At 58.6% G+C, this 20,137-nt stretch carries 18 protein-coding genes, 3 tRNA genes and 1 pseudogene; 3 read left to right on the forward strand and 19 right to left on the reverse strand.

What is annotated here, in order from left to right:
• Positions 1-52 precede the first annotated feature (52 nt).
• The gene (gene cra, locus AC1RS8_RS08915) at positions 53-1,048 is read left to right on the forward strand and encodes a catabolite repressor/activator (RefSeq protein WP_150812831.1); all 996 of its coding nucleotides are present in this window, start codon (positions 53-55) and stop codon (positions 1,046-1,048) included.
• A 3-nt stretch (positions 1,049-1,051) separates the two neighbouring features.
• Entirely contained in the window at positions 1,052-1,828 is a 777-nt protein-coding gene (locus AC1RS8_RS08920) for a TatD family hydrolase (protein WP_493162503.1), read from the forward strand.
• Between the two features lie 27 nt (positions 1,829-1,855).
• On the opposite strand, the gene AC1RS8_RS08925 is transcribed toward AC1RS8_RS08920, so the two are convergent.
• The 4 genes and pseudogenes from AC1RS8_RS08925 to ampD all read right to left on the reverse strand — a co-directional run bounded on the left by AC1RS8_RS08925 (position 1,856) and on the right by ampD (position 5,488).
• Complete coding sequence (locus AC1RS8_RS08925) at positions 1,856-2,785, reverse strand: methyl-accepting chemotaxis protein (protein WP_431357220.1); 930 nt, start codon at positions 2,783-2,785, stop codon at positions 1,856-1,858.
• Positions 2,762-3,853: pseudogene (locus AC1RS8_RS08930) on the reverse strand (methyl-accepting chemotaxis protein); the annotation flags it as partial. The gene AC1RS8_RS08925 and the pseudogene AC1RS8_RS08930, both read right to left, overlap by 24 nt.
• A gap of 241 nt (positions 3,854-4,094) precedes the next feature.
• A complete protein-coding gene (gene ampE / locus AC1RS8_RS08935) occupies positions 4,095-4,931 on the reverse strand; it encodes a regulatory signaling modulator protein AmpE (protein WP_057716469.1) in 837 nt (278 codons plus the stop codon).
• On the reverse strand, positions 4,928-5,488 hold the full coding sequence (gene ampD, locus AC1RS8_RS08940; protein WP_218495116.1) for a 1,6-anhydro-N-acetylmuramyl-L-alanine amidase AmpD: 561 nt from the start codon (positions 5,486-5,488) through the stop codon (positions 4,928-4,930). The genes ampE and ampD overlap by 4 nt, the downstream gene beginning before the upstream one ends.
• Before the next feature lie 243 nt (positions 5,489-5,731).
• Between ampD and nadC the strand changes: the two genes are divergently transcribed.
• Positions 5,732-6,580: a carboxylating nicotinate-nucleotide diphosphorylase gene (nadC, locus tag AC1RS8_RS08945; protein WP_057716471.1), complete on the forward strand. Its 849-nt coding sequence runs from the start codon at positions 5,732-5,734 to the stop codon at positions 6,578-6,580.
• A gap of 131 nt (positions 6,581-6,711) precedes the next feature.
• Here nadC and AC1RS8_RS08950 read toward each other — a convergent pair whose 3' ends face one another.
• From AC1RS8_RS08950 to folP, 15 genes are all read right to left on the reverse strand, one after another.
• On the reverse strand, positions 6,712-7,017 hold the full coding sequence (locus AC1RS8_RS08950; RefSeq protein ID WP_057716472.1) for a DUF6388 family protein: 306 nt from the start codon (positions 7,015-7,017) through the stop codon (positions 6,712-6,714).
• Positions 7,018-7,348: 331 nt separating this feature from the next.
• Positions 7,349-7,424: transfer RNA gene (locus tag AC1RS8_RS08955), tRNA-Thr, on the reverse strand.
• A gap of 139 nt (positions 7,425-7,563) precedes the next feature.
• On the reverse strand, positions 7,564-9,669 hold the full coding sequence (gene pnp, locus AC1RS8_RS08960; protein ID WP_007915263.1) for a polyribonucleotide nucleotidyltransferase: 2,106 nt from the start codon (positions 9,667-9,669) through the stop codon (positions 7,564-7,566).
• Between the two features lie 206 nt (positions 9,670-9,875).
• On the reverse strand, positions 9,876-10,145 hold the full coding sequence (gene rpsO / locus AC1RS8_RS08965; protein WP_015093441.1) for a 30S ribosomal protein S15: 270 nt from the start codon (positions 10,143-10,145) through the stop codon (positions 9,876-9,878).
• 117 nt (positions 10,146-10,262) lie between these two features.
• Positions 10,263-11,180, reverse strand: a complete 918-nt coding sequence (gene truB, locus AC1RS8_RS08970; RefSeq protein ID WP_090453040.1) for a tRNA pseudouridine(55) synthase TruB — start codon at positions 11,178-11,180, stop codon at positions 10,263-10,265.
• A gap of 3 nt (positions 11,181-11,183) precedes the next feature.
• Positions 11,184-11,585, reverse strand: coding sequence for a 30S ribosome-binding factor RbfA (gene rbfA, locus AC1RS8_RS08975; RefSeq protein WP_007973108.1), 402 nt, complete (start codon positions 11,583-11,585; stop codon positions 11,184-11,186).
• A gap of 159 nt (positions 11,586-11,744) precedes the next feature.
• Positions 11,745-14,270 carry a translation initiation factor IF-2 gene (infB, locus tag AC1RS8_RS08980; RefSeq protein WP_090453038.1) on the reverse strand — a complete coding sequence of 842 codons (2,526 nt, stop codon included), beginning with the start codon at positions 14,268-14,270 and terminating at the stop codon, positions 11,745-11,747.
• 27 nt (positions 14,271-14,297) lie between these two features.
• Positions 14,298-15,779 (reverse strand): transcription termination factor NusA, encoded by a 1,482-nt coding sequence (gene nusA, locus AC1RS8_RS08985; protein WP_007988680.1) that lies wholly within the window; start codon positions 15,777-15,779, stop codon positions 14,298-14,300.
• A gap of 59 nt (positions 15,780-15,838) precedes the next feature.
• Complete coding sequence (gene rimP, locus AC1RS8_RS08990) at positions 15,839-16,297, reverse strand: ribosome maturation factor RimP (RefSeq protein WP_007915250.1); 459 nt, start codon at positions 16,295-16,297, stop codon at positions 15,839-15,841.
• 138 nt (positions 16,298-16,435) lie between these two features.
• Positions 16,436-16,512, reverse strand: a tRNA-Met gene (locus AC1RS8_RS08995).
• Positions 16,513-16,609: 97 nt separating this feature from the next.
• Positions 16,610-16,695, reverse strand: a tRNA-Leu gene (locus tag AC1RS8_RS09000).
• A gap of 22 nt (positions 16,696-16,717) precedes the next feature.
• Complete coding sequence (secG, locus tag AC1RS8_RS09005) at positions 16,718-17,101, reverse strand: preprotein translocase subunit SecG (protein ID WP_017336473.1); 384 nt, start codon at positions 17,099-17,101, stop codon at positions 16,718-16,720.
• 4 nt (positions 17,102-17,105) lie between these two features.
• Positions 17,106-17,861 carry a triose-phosphate isomerase gene (gene tpiA, locus AC1RS8_RS09010; RefSeq protein WP_218494887.1) on the reverse strand — a complete coding sequence of 252 codons (756 nt, stop codon included), beginning with the start codon at positions 17,859-17,861 and terminating at the stop codon, positions 17,106-17,108.
• Positions 17,862-17,927: 66 nt separating this feature from the next.
• Positions 17,928-19,265 carry a phosphoglucosamine mutase gene (glmM, locus tag AC1RS8_RS09015; protein ID WP_057716476.1) on the reverse strand — a complete coding sequence of 446 codons (1,338 nt, stop codon included), beginning with the start codon at positions 19,263-19,265 and terminating at the stop codon, positions 17,928-17,930.
• A 16-nt stretch (positions 19,266-19,281) separates the two neighbouring features.
• A complete protein-coding gene (folP, locus tag AC1RS8_RS09020; protein ID WP_218494886.1) occupies positions 19,282-20,133 on the reverse strand; it encodes a dihydropteroate synthase in 852 nt (283 codons plus the stop codon).
• Positions 20,134-20,137 lie beyond the last annotated feature (4 nt).

The following is a 20,137-nucleotide window of genomic DNA, read 5'->3' on the forward strand; positions in this document are numbered from 1 at the left end:
TAGGATTGACGAAAATGTCGAGGCAATCTCGAAAAAACAAGGAAACAGCGGGTTGAAACTCAGTGATATCGCCCAGTTGGCCGGTGTGTCCGTCACCACCGCCAGCTATGTCATCAATGGCAAGGCCGAACAACAGCGCATCAGCAGCGCTACCGTCGAACGCGTGCGCGCGGTCGTCGAACAACATGGCTTCACGCCTAACCCACAGGCCGCCGGATTGCGCAGCCGACACACCCGCACATTGGGGTTCATTCTGCCGGATCTGGAAAACCCCAGTTACGCGCGAATCGCCAAATTGCTGGAACAAGGTGCGCGGGCCCGGGGTTATCAGTTGCTGATCGCCAGTTCCGACGATGCGCCGGACAGCGAACGGCAATTGCTGCAGTTGTTCCGCGCCCGGCGCTGCGACGCATTGATCGTTGCCAGCTGCCTGCCGCCCGGCGACGACAGCTATCGCCAATTGCAGGCCAAGGGCATTCCGATCATCGCCATCGACCGGGTCATGGAACCCGAGCATTTCTGCTCGGTGATCAGTGACGACCGCGAGGCCAGCCTGCAACTGACCCGCAGCCTGCTCGATCCCTTGCCCAAACAGATCGCGCTGATCGGCGCCCGCCCGGAGCTGAGCATCAGCCAGGAACGTTGCGCCGGCTTCAAAGAGGCGCTCGTCGGGTTCAACGGTGAGGTGCTGATTGAAGAAGGCGAATCCTTCAGCCGCGAGTGCGGCAAACAATTGATGGAAGAATTACTGCAGCGCCTGGGCCATTTGCCCGATGCCCTGGTGACCACATCCTACGTGCTGCTTCAAGGCGTGTTCGATGCGCTGCACGACTTCCCGCTGAAAAACCGCCCGCTGCGCCTCGGCACGTTCGGCGACACTCAGTTGCTGGACTTCCTGCCGCTGCCGGTCAACGCCATGGCCCAGCAGCACCAGCTGATTGCCGACAAAGCCCTCGCGCTGGCCCTGGCAGCCATCGAGCAGTCGGATTACCGGCCCGGTGTGCAAGCCATTGCGCGCACGTTCAAGCAGCGTATTCGCCAGGACTGAACCGTGGAGCTGATCGACACCCACACCCATCTGGATTTTCCGGACTTCGACGCCGACCGTCAGGCGCTGCTGGCCGAAAGCCGCGCCCTCGGGGTCCGGCGGATCGTGGTGCTGGGGGTTTATCAGGCCAATTGGCAGCGGGTCTGGGAGCTGGTGCAAAACGATCCCGACCTGCATGCGGCGTTCGGATTGCATCCGGTGTATCTGGACGATCATCGCCCTGAAGACTTGAGCGAACTCGGCGATTGGCTGACCCGCCTGGCTGGCCATCGGCAACTGTGTGCCGTCGGCGAGATCGGCCTGGACTACTTCATCGAAACCCTGGACCGCGACCGCCAGCAGGCGTTGTTCGAGGCGCAATTGCAATTGGCGGCGGATTTCGCTCTTCCGGCATTGATCCATGTGCGGCGCAGCCATGCCGCGGTGATTGCCACGCTCAAACGGTTTCGCCTGAAACGGGCCGGCATCATCCACGCCTTTGCCGGCAGCCAGGAAGAAGCCCGGGAATACATCAAGCTGGGTTTCAAACTCGGCCTGGGCGGCGCCGCGACCTGGCCTCAAGCGCTGCGCATGCACCGAGTGCTCGCCAAGCTACCGCTGGATTCTGTGGTGCTGGAAACCGACTCTCCGGACATGGCTCCCGCCATGTTCCCCGGCCAACGCAACAGCCCCGCGTATCTGCCCGCGATCTGCGCGGCACTGGCCGACATCATGGCGATCAGCCCCGAGCAATTGGCTGCGGCCAGTACGGCCAATGCCTGCGAGTTGTTCAACTGGTGAATCAAATCCTGTGGTATCAGGCGACCGCTACACCCGAAATGCGCTGATCAACTGTTTCAACTCCACGACCTGGGCCGACAACGCCCGGCTGGCATCTTCGGTCTGATGCGCACCTTCAGCGGTGCGCTCGCCAGCGCGATTGATCTCGACGATGTTCTGGTCGATGTCGTGAGCCACGGCGGTTTGTTGCTCCACTGCGGCGGCAATCTGCTGGTTCTGGTCGACGATCATGCCGACCGCTCCCAAGATGTTTTCCAGCGCCCGCTGGACCTTTTCCGACTGCCCGACCGTGCCATTGGCCATTTCATGGCTGGTGCCCATGGCCTTGACCGCCGCGCCGACACCGCCGTGGAGCCTGGTGATCATCTGCTCGATTTCTTCGGTCGATTGCTGGGTTCGTTTGGCCAGGGTCCGGACTTCGTCGGCTACCACGGCGAAACCACGGCCCTGCTCACCGGCACGTGCCGCCTCGATGGCAGCATTGAGCGCCAGCAGGTTGGTCTGCTCGGCGATACTCTTGATCACTTCGAGCACACGGCTGATGGACTGGCTGTCGCTGGCCAGTTGGTTGATCACCAGTACCGATTGATCGATCTCGCTGGCCAGCGCGGCAATGCTGCCTTGCTGCGACTCCACCAGGCCACGACCACTGATGGTCTCATCGTTGACACTGTGGGCACTGCTCACCGCCGCGGCGGCACTGCGCGCCACTTCCTGGGAAGTGGCCGACATCTGGTTCATCGCCGTGGCCACTTGTTCGATCTGCGTGCGCTGCCCGGCGACGGCCTGGTTGCTTTGCGCGGAAACGCTTTCCACCTGGCCGGCCTGACGCTCGACTTCGCTGACGGTCTGCCCCACCCGCTCGATCAGGTCATGGATCTTTTTCACCGTGCCGTTGAACACTTCGCCCAGCTCCCCCAGCTCATCGCGGCTGTGGGCGCTGAAGGTCACGGTCATGTCGCCGGCCGCCACCTTGTCCATCACCGCCCCCAGGCGCTTGAGCGTGGTACGGGTCGAGGCATAGAAAGCGCCGTAGAGATAAAAGATCAACACAAAGACGACTGACAGCGCCACGGCCTGCAAGACCATGTGCGTGCGATTCTGCTCAAGTCGCTGCTGCAATTGCGGGCCGAGATACTTCAGGACCGCTTCGTTGAGTTGGTAGGTCTGGTCCATCAGGGCGCTGACCTGATCGTAAAAGCCCTGCCACGGCGCGTCGAGGGTATCAGCCATGACCACTTGTTCTTCGAACAGCTCGCTGGCTTTCTTCAAGGATGCCCGGCTGCTATCGGCCTGAGTGGCCAGGGTCTCACGCGCAGCCTTGCTGGAACCCAGGGCATCCTGCAACTTCAGGCCATACTCGGCCTGGAGCTTTTCAATCTGCGCCAGCAATTCATCGAAACGGGTACTCGAAGCCGAGTTGATAAATCCCTGCCCCAACGAGTAAGACCCCATTGCCCGACCTTCGCCCAGGATCTGGGTGACCCGTGGCGTGACGAGGGTGACGAGCTCGCTCAACTGGCGCATGTCGCTCTGGTTGTCGCGACTGAGGCCGGACTGGCTGGTGATGAGCTGGCTGAAAATCTGCGCGCTGCCCACCAGCTTGCCGATCAAGGCACTTTTGCTTTGCAGGGAATTTTCCGTTTGCTGGGCCTTGAACGCGGCGATCATTTCATCGCGTTTGCCATCAAACACCGCAACCTGCTCCGGGTCGCTGGTCATCGCCGTCAGCCCTTGCAGGCGAGTCAGAATATTCTGCTCAAGGGCGCTGATTTTCGACTCGACGTTGCCGGCCTTGCCGGATTGGCCGAGGCTGACATTGATCTGCACCAGGTTGTTCAGGGTTTCCAGATCGCGCCGCAACGTCAGGCTGCTGCCCAACAGGTCGAGACTTTGCAGTTCGATGCGCGTGCCCTGGAATTCGCGGTAGGAGTCACGCACCAGATAGAAGTTGGTCACCAGCATCGGCACCAGGAACAGTACGCTGATCAGGCTGAACTTCATACCGAAGCTCAGACGGTTCATCAGTGCGACAGCGGGATAGAGCAAGCTCTTCACTGGATGTCTCCCTTCAGTTTCTTATTTTTTTTATTGGCAGGCGCAGACAGAAAGCAGATAGCCACTATTCGACGCTATCTCTGTATAACTTAAATCGGCAGGAGGTTTTGTAACTTAAGGTTAACGACAGAAGTCCGCGAGCGATACGAAGCGAACTCAATGTGGCGAGGGGGCAAGCCCCCTCGCCACAATGGCTCAGACAGCCGGGCTAATGCAGGACCGTCCACAACGCAAACCCGGCATACCAGAGCACCGCCGCACGCAGCAGCAGCGCCCAGATGCGGTCCAGATTGTTGATACCTTCCGCGCCGGTCACCGGCGCCGGAATTTCACCGGCCACCAGCCCGACTTTCACGATCAATTGCGCGGCGCTGATGTTCCAGTTCAGCAGCTCATGCAGCATCACCCGACTGACCGCGACAAAATTGCCGACCAACGCCAGGCTCGCGGCCAGCAGACGCACCGGCAACCAGTCGAAGGCGTGACGCAGTTGCCCGGCGCGCTCGACCACTGCAGGGTTTTTCCCGTGCTCTTCGGCCAGCGCCAGCAACCGATAGCTCAGCGCCGCAACCGGACCCAACAGGAAGTACCAGAAAATCACCGCGAAAAAGCTCTGGTAGGCTTCCCACAGCAAATGCCCTTCGACCTGCTCCAGCAGCTGCTCGCCATTGTCTGCGCAGATATCCAGATCGCGCTGGGCGACATGGGCCGCCGCTTGCAGGTCCTCCCGACGCCAGGCATCGCGGAACGGCCCGAGATCGCCCAGTAGATCACCGCGCCCCAGGCTGTAGATGACTACCAGCATATGGATCGGCAACGCCAGCAAGCCATAGGCCACCGGCTCGATGACGACCAGCAGCAACCCCAGCAACGCCACCGGCAACAAGACCAGTATCGACAGCACCAACCATGGTCGGTTTGAAAATCGCGGGCTGGCCTCAAGCTTGTTCAGCTCGTGTGTCCAGCCATTGTCACGCTGAACCCGATGGCGCAGGGCCGAGAACTTCTCGATCCACACCGCCAACAGCAACACCAGAAAACTCATCGTCCTTCCTCTTGTGCCAGGGCGGCACGATAGCGTGCCCAGTCGAACGCCGGCCCTGGATCGGTTTTGCGCCCCGGTGCAATGTCGCTGTGCCCGCAGATGCGCTCTGTGGTGATTGCCGTGAACGCCTGTTGCAACTGGCGCGTCAGGGCTGTCAACGCGCGGTATTGCGCGTCGGTGAACGGCAGATCATCCGTGCCTTCGAGCTCGATGCCCACGGAAAAATCGTTACAGGTTTCCCGCCCCTCGAAGCTCGAGACGCCCGCATGCCACGCACGCTCAAGGCACGAAACAAACTGGGTAACGGTACCGTCACGTTCGATCAGAAAGTGCGCCGACACCCGCAAGTCCACAATCCCTTCAAAATAGGGATGTTCGGTGACATCCAGACGATTCTGGAAAAACTCCTGCACCTTGCCGGTGGCGAACTGCGCCGGCGGCAGGCTGATGTTGTGGATCACCAGCAGGGAAATTTCGCCTGTGGGGCGCGCATTGAAGTTGGGAGAGGGGCAGACATGCACACCCTGAATCCAACCGCTCGCGGGGTCCAACTGCATACCGATTCCTTCAACGTCGACTGTATTGGCACAGTATGCCGCGATAATCCCCCAGGACGCGATCACTTGCCGCGTTTGAGGTTGCCGATCTCAAACAGGCGTATGTCCGGAATCGACGACCAACGCCGGTAACGTCAGGGATTCGACCAAATACAGGTGCCAGCGCAAACGTAACGCTCTGATGCCTTGGGTTGGTCGGTGGCATGGCCCTATAATCGAGCCACTTTGTTTGTGGAGTCTGTTATGCCGAATCTACGTCTCGCCGATCTGACCGCCGAAATCGAAGCCAACGTGCGCCGTGCGCTGCATGAAGACATCGGCAGCGGCGATATCACCGCGCAGCTGATCCCGGCCGAACGCCTGGCCAAAGCCACCATCATTACCCGCGACGCGGCCGTCATCAGCGGCACCGCCTGGGTCGATAACGTGTTTCGGCAACTGGACCCGCGGGTGGCGGTGCACTGGCAGGTTGCCGACGGTGAACGGGTGACGCCCAATCAGGTGCTGTTCCACCTCGAAGGCCCTGCGCGCTCACTGCTGACCGGCGAACGCAGCGCCCTGAACTTCCTGCAACTGCTCTCCGGCGTGGCGACCCGCGCGCAATACCTGGCGGACTTCGTGGCCGAGACTCAGGTCAAGCTGCTCGACACCCGCAAAACACTGCCGGGGCTGCGCCTGGCGCAAAAGTACGCCGTGACCTGCGGCGGTTGCCATAACCACCGCATCGGCCTGTATGACGCCTTCCTGATCAAGGAAAACCACATCGCCGCCAGCGGCGGCATCGCGCAGGCCATTGCCGCCGCGCACAAGATCGCCCCGGGCAAACCGGTCGAGATTGAAGTGGAAAGCCTGGATGAACTCAAGGAAGCGCTGGCGGCCGGTGCCGACATCATCATGCTCGACGAACTGAGCCTGGACGACATGCGTGAAGCCGTGCGCCTGAATGCCGGCAAGGCCAAGCTGGAGGCCAGCGGCGGGATCAACGAAAGTACGTTGCTGCCAATTGCACAGACCGGGGTGGATTACATTTCGATCGGTGCGATGACCAAGGATGTGAAGGCGGTCGATCTGTCGATGCGCCTGAGTCTCTGATCACACGTATGTGAGTTGCCAAAACTGTAGGAGCGAGCTTGCTCGCGATGTACCTGAGAGCGCCATGTTTAACCAGTAAACACGCGTTATCGTTAACGACCATCGCGAGCAAGCTCGCTCCTACATGAGTGTCAGACCACCAGATTGTTCATCTCGCAGTACTCTTCCCACTCGACGCCCAACACCTCGGCTGCTTCCTTGTGCAGTTTCAGGCGTTCGGTCTCGTATTCTTCCGGGGTTGATGTGTACTTGAGCGTCAGTTCCCACGGTTGCAAGCCCTGGGCTTCGGCTTCATCCTCGAACGCCCACTGGATCTGGTCTTTCTGATCGTCGGCGGGCAAGTCCTTGATCTCGTCCATCAACTCGGGGGCATCCAGCACATACTTCTTCAGCGCTTCTTCGTGTCGGGCTTCCTGGGTCATCTCTTTAACAGTCATGGCGTTCTCGCTGATCTGGGAATGGAAGATGGATCTGGATCTTCAAGGATCTCTCTGACACAAAAAACCGGATCAAGCCCGGTTTATCTGGCCTTCAGAACCATTCTGGATCATCTGAAAACTGCTGGGCGTTGCTCAGGCAGACTCCGAATATAGGACGTTTGGCTGAGGATTTACACGTCTCTTTACATCTCCCCACAAAAAGTTGTGCACACAATGTTTTGATGGCGGCGGGAACATAAATTCAAACAGCGATCAGGACCGCGAACTCGAGAACCTCAAGCGCACCGTCGAGAACCTGAACAGAAAGGTGAAACAAGCGAGGGGGAAATGGTGCCCGAGACAGGAATCGAACCTGCGACCTTCGCGTTACGAGTGCGCTGCTCTACCGGCTGAGCTACACGGGCGGTGGGCTAAACCTAGCACCGAGTTTCAGCAACGGCAACGTCGTCAATCAACTCTGTGATCTACAGACAAAAAAATGCCCCGCCGTTTTCACGGCGGGGCATTTTTTATAACGTTGAAGCGGTCAGGCGTGAGGCGTGATTAAACGCCCGAAGCCTTGGCTGCCGCCACGTCTTTGATGGACAGCTTGATACGGCCGCGGTTGTCCACGTCCAGTACCAGCACTTCCACTTCCTGGCCTTCTTTCAGGATGTCGGTCACTTTCTCAACGCGAGCATCGCTCAGCATGGAGATGTGAACCAGACCGTCCTTGCCCGGCAGGATGTTGACGAATGCGCCGAAGTCGACGATGCGCTCAACCTTGCCGACGTAGATCTTGCCGATCTCGGCTTCAGCGGTGATGCCCAGAACGCGCTGACGTGCTGCTTCAGCCGCTTCCTTGGTTTCGCCGAAGATCTTGATCGAACCGTCGTCTTCGATGTCGATCGAAGCCTTGGTTTCTTCACAGATCGCACGAATGGTCGCGCCGCCTTTACCGATGACATCACGGATTTTGTCGGTGTCGATCTTCATCGCGATCATGGTCGGAGCGTTGGCCGACAGTTCGGTACGCGACTGGCCAATGATCTGGTTCATCTGGCCGAGGATGTTCAGGCGCGCTTCCAGGGCTTGGCCCAGAGCGATTTCCATGATCTCTTCGGTGATGCCCTTGATCTTGATGTCCATCTGCAGCGCGGTGACGCCTTTGGCGGTACCGGCTACCTTGAAGTCCATGTCGCCCAGGTGGTCTTCGTCACCCAGGATGTCGGTCAGGACGGCGAATTTCTCGCCTTCTTTAACCAGACCCATGGCGATACCGGCAACCGGCGCCTTCATCGGCACACCAGCGTCCATCAGGGCCAGGGAAGCGCCGCAAACGGAAGCCATCGAGCTCGAACCGTTGGATTCAGTGATTTCCGACACAACACGGATGGTGTACGGGAACACGTCAGCGGCAGGCAGCATGGCCGAAACCGAACGACGGGCCAGACGGCCGTGACCGATTTCGCGACGACCAGCGCCACCCATGCGACCACACTCGCCTACCGAGAACGGAGGGAAGTTGTAGTGCAGCATGAACGGGTCTTTCTTCTCGCCTTCCAGGGTGTCCAGCAGCTGTGCATCACGGGCAGTACCCAGAGTTGCAACGACCAGAGCCTGGGTTTCGCCACGGGTGAACAGAGCCGAACCGTGGGTTTTTGGCAGAACGCCGACTTCGATGTTCAACGGACGTACGGTCTTGGTGTCGCGACCGTCGATACGTGGCTTGCCGTTAACGATGTTTTCGCGAACGGTGCGGTATTCGATTTCGCCGAAAGCCGCTTTGACTTCGCTGGAAGAAGGCTGGCCTTCTTCACCGGACAGCTTGGCAACCACCTGGTCCTTCAACTCGCCCAGGCGAGCGTAACGGTCGGCCTTGACGGTGATGGTGTAGGCCTGGGAGATCGCTTCGCCGAACTCGGCACGGATAGCGCCCAGCAGTTCGGTGGCTTCTGGCGCAGGAGCCCAGGTCCAGGTTGGCTTGGCAGCTTCAGCGGCCAGTTCTTTGACGGCGTTGATCACAACCTGGAACTCGTCGTGAGCAAACAGTACCGCGCCCAGCATCTGGTCTTCGGTCAGCTCTTTGGCTTCCGATTCAACCATCAGCACAGCGTCCGAAGTACCGGCAACGACCATGTCCAGGCTCGAAGCAGCCTGTTGCTCATAAGTCGGGTTCAGCAGGTAACCGGTGCTTTCGTGGAACGCAACGCGGGCAGCGCCGATCGGGCCATCGAAAGGAATGCCGGAGATCGCCAGCGCAGCCGAAGTACCGATCATCGCAGCGATGTCCGGATCGGTCTTCTTGCTGGTGGAAACGACGGTGCAGACAACCTGCACTTCGTTCATGAAGCCTTCCGGGAACAGCGGACGGATCGGACGGTCGATCAGTCGGGAAGTCAGGGTTTCTTTCTCGGAAGGACGGCCTTCGCGCTTGAAGAAACCGCCAGGGATCTTACCGGCAGCGTAAGTCTTTTCCTGGTAGTGAACAGACAGAGGGAAGAAGCCCTTGCCTGGATCGGCTTGTTTTGCACCGACTACGGTCACCAATACGCTGACGTCGTCGTCAACGGTGACCAATACTGCGCCGGAGGCCTGACGGGCGATACGGCCAGTCTCGAGGGTAACGGTCGACTGACCGAACTGGAATTTTTTGATTACCGGGTTCACGGTGTCCTACCTTCTTTGTGGCTCTTGGGGGAACTGGTTTCTTGCGAAATTCTTGGGCAACGCCGGGAATCGGCCCGACCGGTTTGTCCAGGTGTTACTCAGGCAAAGCAGGTATCCAGATAAAACTTGAGGCTGGGAGCCTGCCATGCGCCGGCGGGAAACCCGCTGGTGCACGACAGACAACCAACCTCTAGCGCAATCGCTTATTAGCGACGCAGACCCAGGCGACCGATCAGAGTCTGATAACGACCCAGATCCTTGCCTTTCAGGTAGTCCAGCAGCTTACGACGCTGGTTAACCATGCGGATCAGACCACGACGGGAGTGGTGGTCTTTACCGTTGGCCTTGAAGTGACCTTGCAGTTTGTTGATGTTGGCGGTCAGCAGTGCAACTTGCACTTCTGGCGAACCGGTGTCACCAACAGCTTGCTGGTAGTCAGCTACGATTTGAGCTTTTTCTTGAACGTCGAGAGCCATGAGGCAATCCTTTTATCAGGAAACTGTTTCAGAAAAACAGTTTCAACAGGCCAGGGACAAATCCCTGTATCTAAAAATGAGTAGTGACCGTGCCTGTTGACAGCCACCCTCGTCCGGTCATTCTGACCGAATCAGTCGACGCGGCGCGATGCGCCCGTCTTCGCTCACTTCACCGATACCGATGAAGCGACCATTGTGATCCTGTACCCGTACCATGCCGAACTTCGGAGCATCCGGGGCACGTACCGGCTGGCCGTTGAGCCAGTAGAACGCACTCGCTTCCGAGAACTGCAACAGTGGCCAATCCAGCAGGCCGCTGTCCGATGGCATCAGGAAGCGATCGACCGCTTCGTTGCCGCCTTCGGCATGTACCGCTTCCAGCTCTTCGAGGGTAACCGTCTGCGCCAGGGTGAATGGCCCAGCCTGGGTACGTCGCAGTTCTGCAACGTAAGCGCCACAACCGAGTTGCTCACCGATATCCTCCACCAGGGTACGGATATAGGTGCCTTTGCTGCAATCCACCGCCAGCCGCGCAGTATCACCTTCGAAGGCCAGCAATTCCAAGCGCGTAATAGTAACAGAACGCGGTTCGCGCTCCACTACTTCGCCTGCACGAGCCAGCTTGTACAGCGGCTGGCCATCTCGCTTGAGTGCCGAGTACATCGGCGGTATCTGACTGATTTGCCCACGAAATTTCGGCAGTACAGCCTCGATATCGGGGCGACCAACGGTCACCGGGCGCTCCTGCAAAACTTCACCTTCGGCATCCGCCGTGGTGGTGGTCTTGCCCAGTTGCGCCAGGGTTTCATAACCCTTGTCGGAATCGAGCAGGTATTGCGAGAACTTGGTCGCCTCGCCGAAGCACAGCGGCAACACGCCGGTGGCCAAGGGATCGAGACTGCCGGTATGACCTGCCTTTTCGGCGTTCAGCAACCAGCGAACCTTCTGCAAGGCCGCGTTGGAGGTGAACCCCAGCGGTTTGTCGAGAAGGATAATGCCGCTGACGTTACGACGGATACGTTTGACCTGAGCCACCGATTACTCCTTGGTGTCTTCGGCTTCTGCCGCAACCGGATGCTGATTGTCTTCAGCCACTGCGCGCTCGATCAATGCCGACAGATGCGCACCACGCACGACGCTTTCGTCGTAGTGGAAGTGCAGCTGTGGAACGCTGCGCAGCTTCATCTCGCGAGCCAACTGCATGCGCAGGAAACCGGCGGCAGAGTTGAGCACCTTGATGCTTTGTGCAATTTCTTCGGCGCTGTCCTGCCCCATCACGGTGATGAAGATCTTGGCGTGACCGACGTCACGGCTGACTTCCACTGCGGTAATGGTGACCAGGCCGACGCGCGGGTCTTTGACTTCACGACGGATCAGTTGTGCCAGCTCACGCTGCATCTGATCGCCGATGCGTTGGGTACGGCTATATTCTTTTGCCATGTCTTGTTACCTGTTACTGCCCCACGGTCAAACCCGTGAGGTCTGAAAGCGGCAAACGCCCGGCCTGACAAAAGCCAGACCGGGCGTTGCGTTTAGAGTCCTGGTGACGAATAGCGCATTTGCATGCGACGACCCGTCACGGCTCCTGAAGTGCGCGAGTTAGAGGCTGCGAGCAACCTGCACCTTCTCGAAGACTTCGATCTTGTCACCGACTTTAACGTCGTTGTAGCTCTTCACGCCGATACCGCATTCCATGCCGGCACGTACTTCGGAAGCGTCATCCTTGAAGCGGCGCAGGGATTCCAGCTCGCCTTCGAAGATAACGATGTCTTCACGCAGTACACGGATTGGACGGTTACGGTGAACAACACCTTCGATAACCATGCAACCGGCGATCGCGCCAAACTTCGGCGAACGGAACACGTCACGCACTTCGGCGATACCCAGGATGTTCTCGCGAACATCGCTGCCGAGCATACCGGTCAGGGCTTTCTTGACGTCTTCGATGATGTCGTAGATCACGTTGTAGTAACGCATATCCAGACCTTCCTGCTCGACGATCTTGCGCGCGCCGGCATCGGCACGCACGTTGAAGCCGAACAGTACAGCGTTGGAGGCCAGTGCCAGGTTGGCATCGGATTCGGTGATACCACCGACGCCGCCACCGACCACGCGCACTTGCACTTCGTCGTTACCCAGGCCGTTCAAGGCACCGTTCAACGCTTCCAGCGAACCACGGACGTCGGATTTGAGGACGATGTTGAGCGTCTTCTTCTCTTCCTGACCCATGTTTTCGAAGATGTTTTCCAGCTTGCCGGCGTGTGCACGAGCCAGTTTGACTTCGCGGAACTTGCCTTGACGGAACAAAGCCACTTCACGGGCTTTCTTCTCGTCGGCAACCACGCTCATCTCGTCGCCAGCGTCCGGGGTACCGTCCAGGCCGAGAATCTCGACAGGGATGGCCGGACCGGCTTCCTTGATTGGCTTGCCGTTCTCGTCGAGCATGGCACGTACACGGCCATAGTTCGAACCGACCAGGACCATGTCGCCTTGGCGCAGGGTACCGTCTTGAACCAGAACGGTAGCCACCGGACCACGGCCCTTGTCCAGACGCGATTCAACCACGACACCACGACCAGGAGCCGACGGAGTTGCAGTCAGTTCCAGGACTTCGGCTTGCAGCAATACGGCTTCGAGCAGTTCGTCGACGCCAGTACCCATCTTCGCCGAGACCGGTACGAACGGAGTGTCACCACCCCACTCTTCCGACGTCACGCCGTGAACCGACAGTTCGCTACGGATGCGATCGAGGTCAGCACCTGGCTTGTCGATCTTGTTCACTGCAACAACCAGTGGCACACCAGCCGCTACCGCGTGCTGGACAGCTTCAATGGTCTGCGGCATCACGCCGTCGTCCGCTGCAACCACCAGGATCACGATGTCGGTCGCCTTGGCACCACGGGCACGCATTGCGGTAAACGCGGCGTGACCAGGGGTGTCGAGGAACGTCACCATGCCACGGTCGGTTTCAACGTGGTATGCGCCGATGTGCTGGGTGATACCACCGGCTTCGCCAGCAGCAACCTTGGCACGACGGATGTAGTCGAGCAGGGAAGTCTTACCGTGGTCAACGTGGCCCATTACGGTCACGACTGGTGCACGGGAAACTGCCTCGCCTTCAAACTTCAGGGACTCGGCCAGGGAATCCTCCAGGGCGGTGTCGCTGACCAGGGTCACTTTGTGGCCCAGTTCCTCGGCAACCAACTGGGCAGTTTCCTGATCCAGTACCTGGTTGATGGTCGCTGGAGTACCCAGTTTGAACATGAACTTGATGATTTCAGCAGCCTTCACCGACATCTGCTGGGCGAGATCGCCAACAGTGATGGTTTCGCCGATCTTCACTTCGCGCACGACAGGGCCGGTCGGGCTCTGGAAACCGTGGGCGTTGCGCTTCTTCAGCTTGGCCTTGCCGCGACCACCACGACGGAAGCCATCGCTTTCTTCGTCGGTAGTACGTGGGGCAACACGTGGAGCCGGAGCCTTTTCCTTGACCGAAGCACGATGCGGAGCGTTTTTGCGCTCGCCATCGCCGCTACCGCGACGGTTGCTGTCATCGGCACGTGGCTTGTCCGGACGGCGCTGTTCGTCGCGCTTGCGGGTATCGGCCGCAGGAGCTGGAGCAGCCGCCACAACCGGTGCGCTTTCGCGAACTGGCTCGGCCACCGCAGCAGGCGCTGCAACAGGTTCGGCTTGAGCGGTCGGCGCAGCAGCAGGCTGGCGACGCGCTTCTTCTTCGGCGCGACGCTTGGCTTCTTCTTCAGCCTTCTGACGAGCAGCATTTTCTACTGCGCGACGTTCATCCAGTTCACGCTTGCGCTCGGCTTCGATTTCTTCCGGGCTGCGCTGTACGAAGACTTTCTTCTTGCGTACTTCAACGCTGATGCTCTTGCTGCCAGCAACACGCAGGGTGCTGGTGGTTTTACGCTGCAGCGTAATCTTGCGTGGTTCTTCCACTTTCGCCTTGTGGCTGCTTTTCAAGTGAGTCAGCAACGATTGCTTCTCACTGTCAGTCACACTTTCTTCGGCGGCGGTGTGCGGCAGACCTGCCTCACGCATCTGCTGCAACAGGCGCTCTACCGGTGTTTTGACCTCATCGGCCAGTTGTTTCACCGTGACTTGCGTCATGCACTTCTCTCCTCAGGCCGCGCCTAATTACTCGAACCAGTGGGCTCGGGCGGCCATGATCAACTTGCCGGCACGATCATCGTCAATGCCGTCGATGTCGAGCAGGTCGTCAATAGACTGCTCGGCCAGGTCTTCGCGGGTAATTACGCCGCGCACCGCCAGTTCCATCGCCAAATCCTTGTCCATACCCTCAAGCGAGAGCAGGTCTTCGGCCGGATGGGCGTCTGCCAGCTTTTCCTCAGTAGCGATGGCTTTGGTCAACAAGCGATCCTTGGCACGAGCGCGAAGCTCGTTGACGATTTCCTCGTCAAAGCCGTCGATGTTGAGCATTTCTTCCAACGGTACGTAGGCAATCTCTTCCAGGCTGGTGAAGCCTTCATCAACCAGCACCTGAGCCAGTTCTTCGTCGACTTCCAGCTCGTCGATGAAGTTGCGCAGGATGTCGCCGGTTTCTGCTTGCTGTTTAGCCTGGATGTCCGATTCGGTCATCACGTTCAGGGTCCAGCCAGTCAACTGGCTGGCCAGACGCACGTTCTGACCACCGCGACCGATGGCCTGAGCCAGATTGTCTGCGCCAACGGCGATGTCCATTGCGTGGGCATCTTCGTCAACGATAATTGCCGCAACCTCGGCCGGGGACATGGCGTTGATCACGAACTGAGCCGGATTGTCGTCCCACAGGACGATGTCAACACGCTCACCGCCCAACTCACCCGACACTGCCTGGACGCGCGAACCGCGCATACCGATGCAAGCGCCCTGCGGGTCGATGCGTTTGTCCTTGGAGCGAACGGCGATCTTGGCGCGCGAACCCGGATCACGGGACGCAGCCATCACTTCGATCAGGCCTTCGGCAATTTCCGGCACTTCGATGCGGAACAACTCGATCAGCATTTCCGGCGCGGTACGCGACAGGATCAACTGCGGGCCGCGGTTCTCGGTGCGGATTTCCTTGAGCAGCGCACGCAGACGCACGCCAACCCGGAAAGTTTCGCGAGAAATGATGTCTTCACGGGCCAGCAACGCTTCAGCGTTGTTGCCCAGATCAACGATCACGTTGTCGCGGGTAACTTTTTTCACGGTGCCGGAGATGATTTCACCCAGGCGCTCGCGGTAAGCGTCAACAACCTGAGCGCGCTCGGCTTCGCGAACTTTCTGCACAATGACTTGCTTGGCAGTCTGTGCAGCAATGCGGCCGAACTCGATGGACTCGATCTTCTCTTCTACGACGTCACCGACCTTGGCGCCAGGATGCGTTTCAGCAACCTTGCTCGGCCAGGTTTCGATGGCCGGATCGTCCAGGTCTGCTTCTTCGACGACCGTCCAGCGACGGAATGTCTCGTATGCACCCGTGTGGCGGTTGATTTCCACACGCAGATCAACTTCGTCTTCAAAACGCTTTTTGGTAGCAGTGGCCAAGGCCAGCTCCAGCGCTTCAAAAATCACGTTTGCCGGTACGCCCTTTTCATTGGATACCGACTCAACAACCAGCAGTACTTCTTTGCTCATCGTACGCCTCGCCTTTCGCAAGCCATTGGATCCGCGGGATCCGCAGTATCTGGCACGCCTCAGTCAAAACTGGGAATAATGTTGGCCTTGTCGATCATATCGATCGGCAACAGGAACTCATGGTCATCTACCTGCACCACGACATCCTGCTCTTCTACGCCGCGCAGAAGGCCCTGAAAGTTGCGTCGTCCTTCAAAAGGCGAGCGCAGCTTGATCTTCACTTGTTCACCGGCAAATTTTGCAAACTGCTCAAGAGTGAACAGAGGGCGTTCCATGCCAGGCGAGGAAACTTCAAGGGTGTACTCAACGGAGATTGGATCTTCAACATCCAGCACACCGCTGATCTGACGGCTGACGATGGCGCAATCGTCCACCAGCACGCCGCCTTCTTTATCGATATAAACGCGCAACATCGAGTGACGACCCTGAGCCGAAAACTCGATACCCCAGCATTCATAGCCTAGGGCCACGACCACCGGGGCCAGCAAGGCCTGCAACTCTTCTAGCTTGCTCGACACCTGAACCCCCTAGTGCATGTATGTGCATGCTATGCAAAATAAAAAAATGGGCGAAACGCCCATCCTTGAAACGCCGTCGAACAGCGGCGTTGAAAGTGTCCAGCTAACAAAAAGCCCCTTAAAAGGGGCTCCTTAAACTGGTTGCGGGGGCCGGATTTGAACCGACGACCTTCGGGTTATGAGCCCGACGAGCTACCAGACTGCTCCACCCCGCGACAAAGCTGGGGCGGAAGTATACGACCGATCCCCTACAGGGTCAATGTAACCTTCCACCTGCAAGAAAGCCCGCAACAGCGGGCTCTCCTGACTAATTGGTACCGAGAAGGGGACTCGAACCCCTACACCCTATGGGCACAACCACCTCAAGGTTGCGTGTCTACCAATTCCACCACCTCGGCAATACTACGTTTGAAACCCTTCTTACTTCTGCTCTTGAGCTGGAGGCACGTCAGTCGCTGGAGTAGCCGACTTTTGCTCTTGAAGCACCGGGACATCATCAGAAGCCGGTTGTTGCTTTGGAACTTCCAGCACCGCTGGATTTGGGAGACCTACTTGAGTCAGCTGGTGAGCCTTCTCTTTAGCAAAGTAACCTAACCCCAAGCTGGTTATGAAAAAACCTGCGGCAAGTATAGCAGTAAACTTACTAAGAAAGGTAGAGGAACCTTGGCTTCCGAACACAGTATTTGAAGCACCTGCTCCGAAAGACGCGCCAGCATCCGCACCTTTACCCTGCTGCAGCAAAACCAGAGCTACTACGCCCAATGCACCCAGCAGATGAAAAACGACTACGACTGTTTCCAGCATTTTTTCAGTTTCCCGCGGCGCGACAGATCGCACCGAACTCATCTGCATTCAGGGAAGCCCCACCAATGAGACCCCCATCGATATCCGGCATGCCGAACAGTTCGACCGCATTGGCCGCCTTCACGCTGCCGCCGTATAGAAGCCGCACACCTTGTGCGACTTCAGAATTCTCTGCCGCCAACTGGGCGCGAATGGCTGCGTGCACATCCTGCGCCTGTTGCGGCGTTGCAGTCAGCCCCGTGCCAATGGCCCAGACCGGCTCGTAAGCGATCACTGCCTTGGCAAAGGCACCGACACCCAGCTCCTCAATGATACTGCCAAGCTGACGCGAGACAACCTCAAGAGTTTTTCCGGCTTCACGTTGCTCCAGGGTCTCCCCTATGCACAACACCGGAGTCAAGCCACATGCCTGTGCCGCTGCGAACTTGCGGATCAGCATTGCGTCCTGCTCCCCCAGAATCTGGCGGCGCTCGGAATGCCCGACAAGCACCAGGGAACAACCTGCATCCACCAACTGACTCGGTGCAACTTCACCGGTCAACGCACCTTGTCCGGATTCCACCGCAGAATTCTGCGCGCCGACCGAAATCGACTTTCCTTCCAGGCCTTCAATCACTTGATTGATATGCAGGAAAGGCGGGAATACCGCAACATCAACACTGCTCGGCAAGGCCAAGTCACGAAGGCCGTTGATCAGCTCTGCGACGCTGGCGCGGGTACCGTGCATCTTCCAGTTACCAGCTACCATAGGGCGACGCATGCTGTACCTCGTCGGTCAAAGTGGGCGCAGATGTTACCCAACACAATCATGGCTGGCAAGCCGAATTCAGGCAGAAACTTCAGTAACCAGTTTTGCCAGCTCTTCGGCATACCCACGAACCTGCGTTTCGTCTTCGCCTTCGACCATCACACGCACCAGCGGTTCGGTTCCGGACTTGCGCAACAGCACACGCCCGCGACCTGCCATGGCCTTGGTCACACGCTCGCTGGCCTCCTTGACCGACGGATGCTCGAGAGGGCTTGCGCCGCCGCCGAATCGCACATTGATCAGCACCTGAGGACACTTGCGCAGCGCCTGCCGCGATTGCGCCAGACCTTCGTCACGCCTGCCCAGCGCCATCAACACCTGCAGCGCCGCAATAATTGCATCGCCCGTGGTGGTGTGGCTGAAGCACACGATGTGCCCGGAGTTTTCACCACCCACGATCCAGTTGCGCTCCAGCAGCTCGGCAATGACATAGCGGTCACCGACATTGGCGCGCACCAATGGAATACCCAGATCCGCCAAGGCCAGCTCCAGCCCCAGGTTACTCATCAGGGTTCCGACCACGCCGCCCTGCAGCTTGCCGCGCTCATGCAGGTCACGGGCAATGATGAACAGCAATTCGTCGCCGTCCACCACCGCTCCCGTGTGATCGACCATCTGAACGCGATCACCGTCACCATCGAAGGCAATGCCCAGATCAGCCTTCTCGGCCACAACGGCAGCCTGCAGCGACCCCATATGGGTCGAACCGCAATTGTCGTTGATGTTCAATCCATTCGGCTGCGCCGACAATACGACGACTTCAGCGCCCAACTCGCGGAACACGCTCGGCGCCACTTTGTAGGTCGCACCATGGGCGCAGTCGATCACAATCTTGAGGCCGGTAAAGCTGGTACCGGTCGGCACACTGCTCTTGCAGAATTCGATATACCGACCCGACGCGTCATTGATTCGCGACACCTTGCCGATCTTGCTCGACTCAACCACAGTCATTGGGGTATCGAGCAGCTCTTCGATCATGTGCTCGACTTCATCCGGAAGCTTGGTGCCCTGGCCGGAGAAGAACTTGATGCCATTGTCATCATGCGGATTATGTGACGCACTGATGACGATGCCTGCCTCGGCATGGAAAGTGCGTGTCAGGTAGGCGATTGCCGGAGTCGGCATCGGCCCCAGCAGCATCACATCGGCACCTGCCGACGTCAGCCCCGCTTCAAGCGCCGACTCAAACATGTAGCCGGAGATTCGGGTGTCCTTGCCTACCAATACCTTGCAGGCGCCCATCTTGCGGAAAGCCATGCCTGCAGCCCAGCCGAGCTTGAGCATGAAATCAGGAGTAATCGGGTACTCACCGACACGCCCACGAATACCATCGGTGCCAAAATATTTTTTGCTCATAAGTGCTCCTTCATTCTTATTCGGCTGATTCCACTGCGGCGATCATCCGCACCACATCCACTGTTTCGGCTACATCATGGACGCGCAATATACGCGCACCTTTCGCCAAAGCCAGCGCCGCGAGCGCCAAACCACCATACAGCCGGTCTCCCACCGGACGATTCAATGCCTGACCAATCATGCTCTTACGCGAAACCCCGACCAACAGGGGCCGCCCCAAGACATGCAGGGCTTCCATATGTTTGAACAAACTCAGATTGTGCTGCAAGGTTTTGGCGAAGCCAAAGCCGGGATCAAGAATGATCCGCTCGGCTGGAATACCCGCCAATGAACACTGATGCATGCGCTCGGCGAGAAACTCGCCGACCTCCCGGGTGACATCCTGATACTGCGGATTGTCCTGCATATCGCCCGGCTCGCCCAGCATGTGCATCAGACAAACCGGCAGCCCGGTGGCAGCAGCAGCATCCAGGGCACCATCGCGTCGCAACGAACGCACATCGTTGATCAGGCCCGCACCCAGGCGCGCTGCTTCTCGCATGACGGCAGGCGTTGAGGTGTCGACCGAGATGATCACATCCAGCTCGCGATTGATGCGCTCGACGATAGGGGCTACGCGCTCCAGCTCTTCGAGTGGCGACACAACCCTGGCACCAGGGCGGGTGGACTCTCCACCGACGTCGATCAGCGTCGCGCCGGCCGCCACCATGGCTTCGGCATGGCGCATGGCCGCGTCGAGCTGGCTGTATTGGCCACCATCGGAGAAAGAATCAGGGGTGACATTGAGAATACCCATGACATGCGTCTGGGCCAAATCAAGAACCCGGTTGCCGCAAGGCAACCGGGTCGAGGACTGAACAGAAGTCATTTAA

Source organism: Pseudomonas sp. GW821-FHT12A04, from assembly GCF_058807755.1.

Bases quoted from the DNA above. Each gene is read 5' to 3' on its own strand.
- AC1RS8_RS08950 (WP_057716472.1), bottom strand. From the start codon at position 7,017: ATGACTGTTAAAGAGATGACCCAGGAAGCCCGACACGAAGAAGCGCTG.
- secG (WP_017336473.1), bottom strand. From the start codon at position 17,101: ATGCTGGAAACAGTCGTAGTCGTTTTTCATCTGCTGGGTGCATTGGGC.
- tpiA (WP_218494887.1), bottom strand. From the start codon at position 17,861: ATGCGTCGCCCTATGGTAGCTGGTAACTGGAAGATGCACGGTACCCGC.
- folP (WP_218494886.1), bottom strand. From the start codon at position 20,133: ATGACTTCTGTTCAGTCCTCGACCCGGTTGCCTTGCGGCAACCGGGTT.
- rbfA (WP_007973108.1), bottom strand. From the start codon at position 11,585: ATGGCAAAAGAATATAGCCGTACCCAACGCATCGGCGATCAGATGCAG.
- infB (WP_090453038.1), bottom strand. From the start codon at position 14,270: ATGACGCAAGTCACGGTGAAACAACTGGCCGATGAGGTCAAAACACCG.
- glmM (WP_057716476.1), bottom strand. From the start codon at position 19,265: ATGAGCAAAAAATATTTTGGCACCGATGGTATTCGTGGGCGTGTCGGT.
- nusA (WP_007988680.1), bottom strand. From the start codon at position 15,779: ATGAGCAAAGAAGTACTGCTGGTTGTTGAGTCGGTATCCAATGAAAAG.
- rpsO (WP_015093441.1), bottom strand. From the start codon at position 10,145: ATGGCTCTCGACGTTCAAGAAAAAGCTCAAATCGTAGCTGACTACCAG.
- ampE (WP_057716469.1), bottom strand. From the start codon at position 4,931: ATGAGTTTTCTGGTGTTGCTGTTGGCGGTGTGGATCGAGAAGTTCTCG.
- nadC (WP_057716471.1), top strand. From the start codon at position 5,732: ATGCCGAATCTACGTCTCGCCGATCTGACCGCCGAAATCGAAGCCAAC.
- ampD (WP_218495116.1), bottom strand. From the start codon at position 5,488: ATGCAGTTGGACCCCGCGAGCGGTTGGATTCAGGGTGTGCATGTCTGC.
- AC1RS8_RS08925 (WP_431357220.1), bottom strand. From the start codon at position 2,785: ATGACCGTGACCTTCAGCGCCCACAGCCGCGATGAGCTGGGGGAGCTG.